Here is a 6,103-nt window from a genome sequence, read left to right as displayed (position 1 = left end):
GGCAGCTGGTCCTTCACCAGTTCCGACGCCGGGGCATGCCCGATCGCCACGAAGAACCCGTCGCAGGGGATCACCCCCTCCGCGCCCGTCTTCACGTTCCGCACCCGCACCCCCGTCACCCCCAGGGGCGCCTCGGTTCCCAGGATCTCGGTCACCTCCGTGTCCCACACCACCGCGATCTTCGGGTTCTTGAACAGCCGGTCCTGCATGATCTTCTCGGCCCGCAGACTGTCCCGACGATGGATCAGTGTGACCTTCGAGGCGAAGTTCGTCAGGAACAACGCCTCTTCCACGGCCGTGTTGCCGCCCCCGATCACCACCACCTCTTTCCCGCGATAGAAGAACCCGTCGCAGGTCGCGCAGGCCGAGACGCCGAAGCCCTTGAACTTCTCCTCCGAGGGCAACCCAAGCCACTTCGCCTGTGCCCCCGTCGCCAGGATCACCGCCTCCGCCGTATAGGTCGTCCCGCTGTCCGCCGTCGCCACGAAGGGGCGCTTCGACAGGTCCAGCGACGTGATGTAGTCCGAGATCACCTCGGCCCCCATCGCGCGGGCATGTTCCTCCATCCGCACCATCAGGTCCGGCCCCTGAACCGAGTGATCGCCGGGCCAGTTTTCCACCTCGGTCGTGATGGTCAGCTGCCCCCCGGGCTGCAGGCCCTGGATGAGGATCGGCTCCAGCATCGCGCGGGCCGAATAGACCGCAGCCGTATAACCGGCCGGGCCCGAGCCGATGATAAGAACCTTGGTGTGGCGGGAGGTTGTGCTCATCTCGGAACCCTCATGACTGCCGGCACTTCGATATAGGACTTTGTCAAGGTCGGCGGAACCCCCCCAAAGGCAAGGGTGCCCTCCAGGGCGGAACCATGACTTTTCGCCAGCCATGGCCAAGGATTTCCAAGGTTTTACAAGCCTTTACTTCAGCACATCTGCACCTTCCACCCGCATTTCGCAGGAGTGTTTTCCATGGCCGATCCCGTCACCATTTCCATTCCGAAACGCCCCTGCTTCGTCGGGTCCTGCGCCCCGCTCAAGGTCAGCATCGACAGCGCATCGGGCATCGACTTCGACGACCTCCGGTTCACCATCTCCGACGGCCATCGCGCCGGCCTGATCTCGCACTCGCGCGACGCGCGTTGCAGCGCCGAGGCGCCCACGATCATTCTGCTCGTCAGGCACGAGCCCGGCGACTGGGTCATCCTGGTCACGCATATCTCGACCGGGCAGGACATCGCCAATGTCCAGTTCCGCTCCACCGACCGCTGGCGGGGCCGGCGCGGGCGCCGCGGCTCTGGTTCGACGGGCAGAACCTCCGGCAATAGGCAGGCAGCGCCGGGGGGCGGCGGCCCGGCGGGGCCGCAGAGCGTCAACATCCTGCCGGCGACCGGCACCCGGCGGATCGCGAGTCTCTTCGTCCAGACCGCCTCGCAGGCCTTTCCGACCGGGGTGTCGCTGGATGCGATCCGCAACCGCTGGATGGACGAGCTGATCAACGGCGGAACCCATGGCGGCGTCACCCGCAGCGCCCGCGCCTTCTACCGCGAGGTCTCCTATGGCCACTTCGACCTCTCGGCGCAGATGTTCGGCCCGGTCGCGCTCGGCGGCCCCTGGACGGACCATTTCAACAACGACAGCACGCCGAAGGGGGACCTGCTTCCAAAGCTGCTTCACCGCCGGGGATGCGCTGATCGACTACACCCGGTTCGACACGCTGCTCTGCGTGTCGCAAAGCGTGTCGGCCACCATCTCCACCCCCGCCCGCAGCGCCTGGCCCTATGCCTCGATCGGGTCCGGGGGCCCAACACCACCGCGGACGGCAACGTGACCCGCGGCGTGATCTCGATGCCGGCCGAATGGGGGGCAACGGGCAACCGCCACGCCTGCGAGACCTTCTGCCACGAGCTTGGCCACAACTTCGCGGTGGGCGGCGTGCAGGCCAGGGACGGTCGCGGGAGATCGCGCAAGACCCTGACCTTCGAGACGCCGCTTGGGCAGGGCCGGTTCAGCACGAAGTTTTAGGGCGATTGGGACCGCATGGACCTCTATTACGTTCCCCTCCCGGGATCGCGGACCGCAAAGTCGGGCCCTACAAGCTTTGACGGGCAAGCCGCCCCGGCGCAGGACCGGCCTGACGCCAGGGCGGTAGCATTATTGCGCATGCGCGAAATAATGTTGCGCAGACCGGATGCCCCGCGTAAGTAAGTCACGGAACGGAGGCACCATGGTCGCGCACAAGCTGGATCCCATCGACCGCCAGATTCTGGCGGAACTTCAGGCGGACGGTCGCATGACCAACGTCGAGCTTGCCAGCCGCGTCGGCATTTCCGCGCCACCCTGCCTGCGCCGGGTGCGGGGCCTGGAAGAGCAGGGCTACATCCGAGGCTATCACGCCGATATCAATGCGCGCGAGCTGGGGTTCGAGGTGCAGGTCTTTGCCATGGTGCGGTTGTCAAGCCAGGCCGAGGCGGACCTTGCGGCCTTCGAGGCGCGGTGCCGCGCCTGGCCGCTGGTCCGCGAATGTCACATGCTGAACGGCGAGATCGACTTCATCCTGAAATGCGTCTCGCCGGATCTGTCCAGCTTTCAAAGCTTCCTGACCGAAGAGCTGCTGCGCGCGGATCATGTGGCCAACGTCAAGACCAGCCTGGTGATCCGCTGCGCCAAGGACGAACCCGGCCTGCCGTTCGATGTCCTCGAGGCGCGGCTCGCAAGGAACGCCTGACGCCTAACGCGCGGCGTCGCTGACCTGCCGGGTTGCCGACTTCAGCCGCATCGCGAAACCCTTCTGCCCCGACGTCATGGTCCGGCCTGAAGTCTGCCGCACCGTGGCGCGCGCCACCACACGGCTGTCCGTCCCGTCGCCGACCGTTTCCAGGATCGACAGGATCCAGCGGCGTTTGGTCTTCATCTGGATGATCATCTCTTGCCCCGGCGAAATTCAACCTTCGCGGGCAGGCTGACCCGAGATTGCGGCAGGGTTGGGGAAGAACCTTGCAGCAATCAGAGCATTTTCATGCCCCTTTTCGCCGTATCACAGCCGTATTGTCGATATCAGCCGCCCGTAATCCGCTTCGCCGGCGTGGGTTGTGCGACGGAAGGAGTAGAAGCGCTCGGGGTCGCGGTAGGTGCAATGGCCGGTCCATTCCGCATGGCCGACCCCGGCTTCGCGCAGCCGGTAAAGGCCATAGCCCGGCAGGTCGAACAAAAGCCGGTCCCCCGGGCCGTTGGCGAAGAACCGGGTGCTGTCCTCGTCCTCGGCGCGGAAGCGGTCGAAGAATTCCGGGCCGACCTCGTAGGCCGCCTGGCTGATTGTCGGGCCGATGACGGCGTTGATCCGCGACCGGCGGGCGCCGAGGGCCTCCATCGCCTCGATCGTCGCTTCCAGCACGCCATCGACCGACCCGCGCCAGCCGGCATGGGCGGCGCCGATCACCCGCGCCTCGGGGTCCTCGAACAGCACCGGCTGGCAGTCGGCCGTCAGCACCGCAAGAAGGACCCCCGGCGTGGCCGTGACCATGGCATCGGCCTCGGGGCGGATCGACAACGGGCCGGTCACCGGCAGGGCGCGGGCGGAATGCACCTGATGCACCGTCACCAGCGCCTCGGGGCCAAGGCCCATCGCCTCGGCCACCCGGGCGCGGTTGATCGCCACGATCTCGGTCTGGTCCGAGGATCCCGTGCCGCAGTTAAGGCCTGCGAAGATGCCCGAGGACGCCCCCCCCTTGCGGGTGAAAAAGCCATGGCGGGCCGTCAGCGCCTGCGAGGTGATGATGTCCAGCGTCGATTGCATCAGGCGAATCCGGGGGGCGGCGGGGCACCGGCCGAGGTGACGGCCAGCACCTTGAACAACGAACCCATTTCCGCCGGATCGGTCAAGCGGCGATGTGCGGCACGGTGGCTGTCGAGTCTCGCGCCCGTCAGCCCCTGCGCGAGTCGGTCCGCCCTTGCCTCGATGCCCAGCCGGCGCAGCACCGCGCCTTGCGTGTCGTATGCCCAGGCCGGGGCAAGCGCGGCCAGGGGCTCGAAATCGACATGGGCGGTCAGGTCCGCCTCTCCCGGATGGGCCAGGGGATCGTCGAAGGCATGGTGGCGCAGCGCCTGCAGCGTGTCGCCCTGCGACCGCCAGCCGCCGTAGTCGATCCAGTAGGCCACCCCGCCGTGCCGCGCGATGCGGCGGGCGGTCTCGGCCACGGCCAGGCGCGCGGGCAGGTTGTCCTCGACCAGCGCGCCCTGGGACGCATGGCGGAAGGCGGGCGTGTCGGGCACCTGCGGCATGGGTGCGGACAGGCCGAAGGCCAGCGCCCCGTCGATGAGGCCCACCAGCCGCTCGCGCCATCCTTCGGGGCTGCGCAGGAACTGCCGGATCGGCAGGGCGTCGAGAAACTCGTTGCCGATCAGGAACAGGGGGCCTTCGGGCAGGTCCTCGATCCGGTCCACCCAATGCGGGCGATGGTCTGCCAGCCGCTCGGCCTGCAGGGCGCGCAGGCGGGGCGAGGCCTCGACCAGAACCAGCCGCAGGGCGGCGTGAAAGCCGGGCACGCCGCGCGTCGCGCGCAGCACATCGGCCATCAGCGTGCCGCGGCCGGGGCCGGGTTCGGCCAGGATGAAGCGATCGGGCGCGCCGCGGTCGAGCCATGCCTGCGCCAGGGCGAGGCCGAAGAGCTCGCCGAACATCTGGCTGATCTCGGGCGCGGTGGTGAAGTCGCCCGCCGCGCCGAAGGGCTCGCGCGTGGTGTAATAACCGTGCACCGGGTGCAGCAGGCACTCGGCCATGTAGTCGGCGACGGTGATCGGCCCGGTCTCGCGGATGCGCGCGGCGATCAGTCGGGCAAGCGGTGTCATGACCTGCGGGCGCGAAGTGCGAACCACAGGCCCAGGGCGATCATCGGCAACGACAGAAGCTGGCCCATGGTCAGGCCCCAGCCGCCGAACTGGACGGCCCAGCCGATCGGGTTGCCCTCGCTGACGAATTGCGCATCGGGCTGGCGGACGAATTCCACCAGAAAGCGCGCCAGACCGTAGCCGGTGAGGAACACCCCCATCACCAGACCCGGCCGCTTCAGCCCACCCGCACGGAAGGCCAGCCAGAACAGGACCAGCGCCAGCAGCAGCCCCTCCAGCCCCGCCTGGTACAGCTGGCTCGGGTGGCGGGCGCAGAGGCCCTCGACCTCCGGGCAGTACTGCGCCGCATCGCCGGGGAAGATCACCCCCCAGGGCAGGCTGGTCGGACGCCCCCAGAGTTCGGCATTCACGAAGTTGGCCAGCCTGCCCAGCATCAGCCCGACCGGAGTCGCCAGCGCCATCAGATCGCCCAGCGAAAGAAGCGGGATATTCTCGCGCCTGCCGAACCACAGGGCTGCGACGACGACGCCAAGGAAGCCGCCGTGGAAGGACATGCCGCCCTCCCAGACCTTCACGATCTGCAACGGATCGGCCAGATAGGTCGGCAGGTCGTAGAACAGCACATAGCCCAGCCGCCCGCCCAGGATCACGCCCAGGATGATCCAGGTGAGCAGGCGCTCGACCTGTTCGGCGGTCATCGGGGCGACTTCTGACCAGAGCCCCGGATTGCGGATGGCGCGCAGCACGATCCACCATCCGAACAGGATGCCCGCGATATAGGCCAGCGCATACCAGCGCAGGGCCAGGGTAATGCCGAAGATCTCGATCTCGAACAGGTTGGGAGAGATGTCGGGGAAGGGGATCATGAGGCCCTCGTCTATGCCGGTCCGCTTGTCGCGGGCGGGGCGCGGGATGTCAACCGCGCGCCCCGTGTGCTGTGGCTTGCCCTGCCGGGCGACCGGGGCCATATAAGGCGAAAGCGCAGGAGACGGTGCCATGCAGACCCGCAACAAGTTCCTCGACGACATGAGCCAGCTCATGACCAACGCGATGGGCGTGGCCCAGGGTGCCAAGACCGAGGCCGAGACGGCGTTCAAGAGCTGGATCGACCGCTGGATGGCCGACCGCGACTTCGTGACGCGCGAAGAGTTCGATGCCGCCCGCGCCATGGCGCAGAAGGCGCGCGAGGAGAACGCGGCGCTGGAGGCGCGTATCGCGGCGCTGGAAGCGGCACTGGCCAGGAAGAAATGACCCGGCTGACC

Annotated in this window: 8 protein-coding genes; 3 read left to right on the top strand and 5 right to left on the bottom strand. The window is 67.8% G+C overall.

Going from position 1 to position 6,103, the window contains the following annotated elements:
• Positions 1-770: NAD(P)/FAD-dependent oxidoreductase (locus tag ACK4IU_RS18175; RefSeq protein WP_409738126.1), on the bottom strand; the 770-nt coding region annotated here is incomplete at its 3' end.
• A gap of 195 nt (positions 771-965) precedes the next feature.
• Here ACK4IU_RS18175 and ACK4IU_RS18170 point away from each other — a divergent pair.
• The gene (locus tag ACK4IU_RS18170; protein WP_409738123.1) at positions 966-2,018 is read left to right on the top strand and encodes a hypothetical protein; all 1,053 of its coding nucleotides are present in this window, start codon (positions 966-968) and stop codon (positions 2,016-2,018) included.
• A gap of 202 nt (positions 2,019-2,220) precedes the next feature.
• On the top strand, positions 2,221-2,721 hold the full coding sequence (locus tag ACK4IU_RS18165) for an Lrp/AsnC family transcriptional regulator (RefSeq protein WP_409738120.1): 501 nt from the start codon (positions 2,221-2,223) through the stop codon (positions 2,719-2,721).
• A gap of 3 nt (positions 2,722-2,724) precedes the next feature.
• Here ACK4IU_RS18165 and ACK4IU_RS18160 read toward each other — a convergent pair whose 3' ends face one another.
• The 4 genes from ACK4IU_RS18160 to lgt form a co-directional block, all read right to left on the bottom strand.
• Positions 2,725-2,907 (bottom strand): hypothetical protein, encoded by a 183-nt coding sequence (locus ACK4IU_RS18160; protein WP_409738117.1) that lies wholly within the window; start codon positions 2,905-2,907, stop codon positions 2,725-2,727.
• A gap of 123 nt (positions 2,908-3,030) precedes the next feature.
• Positions 3,031-3,789 (bottom strand): peptidoglycan editing factor PgeF, encoded by a 759-nt coding sequence (pgeF, locus tag ACK4IU_RS18155; RefSeq protein ID WP_409738115.1) that lies wholly within the window; start codon positions 3,787-3,789, stop codon positions 3,031-3,033.
• Positions 3,789-4,841, bottom strand: a complete 1,053-nt coding sequence (locus tag ACK4IU_RS18150) for a class I SAM-dependent methyltransferase (RefSeq protein WP_409738112.1) — start codon at positions 4,839-4,841, stop codon at positions 3,789-3,791. Before ACK4IU_RS18150 ends, pgeF begins: the two co-directional genes overlap by 1 nt.
• Positions 4,838-5,707: a prolipoprotein diacylglyceryl transferase gene (gene lgt, locus ACK4IU_RS18145; RefSeq protein WP_409738129.1), complete on the bottom strand. Its 870-nt coding sequence runs from the start codon at positions 5,705-5,707 to the stop codon at positions 4,838-4,840. The genes ACK4IU_RS18150 and lgt overlap by 4 nt, the downstream gene beginning before the upstream one ends.
• Before the next feature lie 130 nt (positions 5,708-5,837).
• Between lgt and ACK4IU_RS18140 the strand changes: the two genes are divergently transcribed.
• Positions 5,838-6,092: an accessory factor UbiK family protein gene (locus ACK4IU_RS18140; RefSeq protein WP_149589212.1), complete on the top strand. Its 255-nt coding sequence runs from the start codon at positions 5,838-5,840 to the stop codon at positions 6,090-6,092.
• Positions 6,093-6,103: the final 11 nt, after the last annotated feature.

The sequence above is a fragment of the Tabrizicola flagellatus genome (genome assembly GCF_046295235.1).
GTDB lineage: Bacteria > Pseudomonadota > Alphaproteobacteria > Rhodobacterales > Rhodobacteraceae > Tabrizicola > Tabrizicola flagellata_A.
Note: the sequence above shows the minus strand (reverse complement) of the source record. Positions and strands in the feature narration are given on the sequence as shown.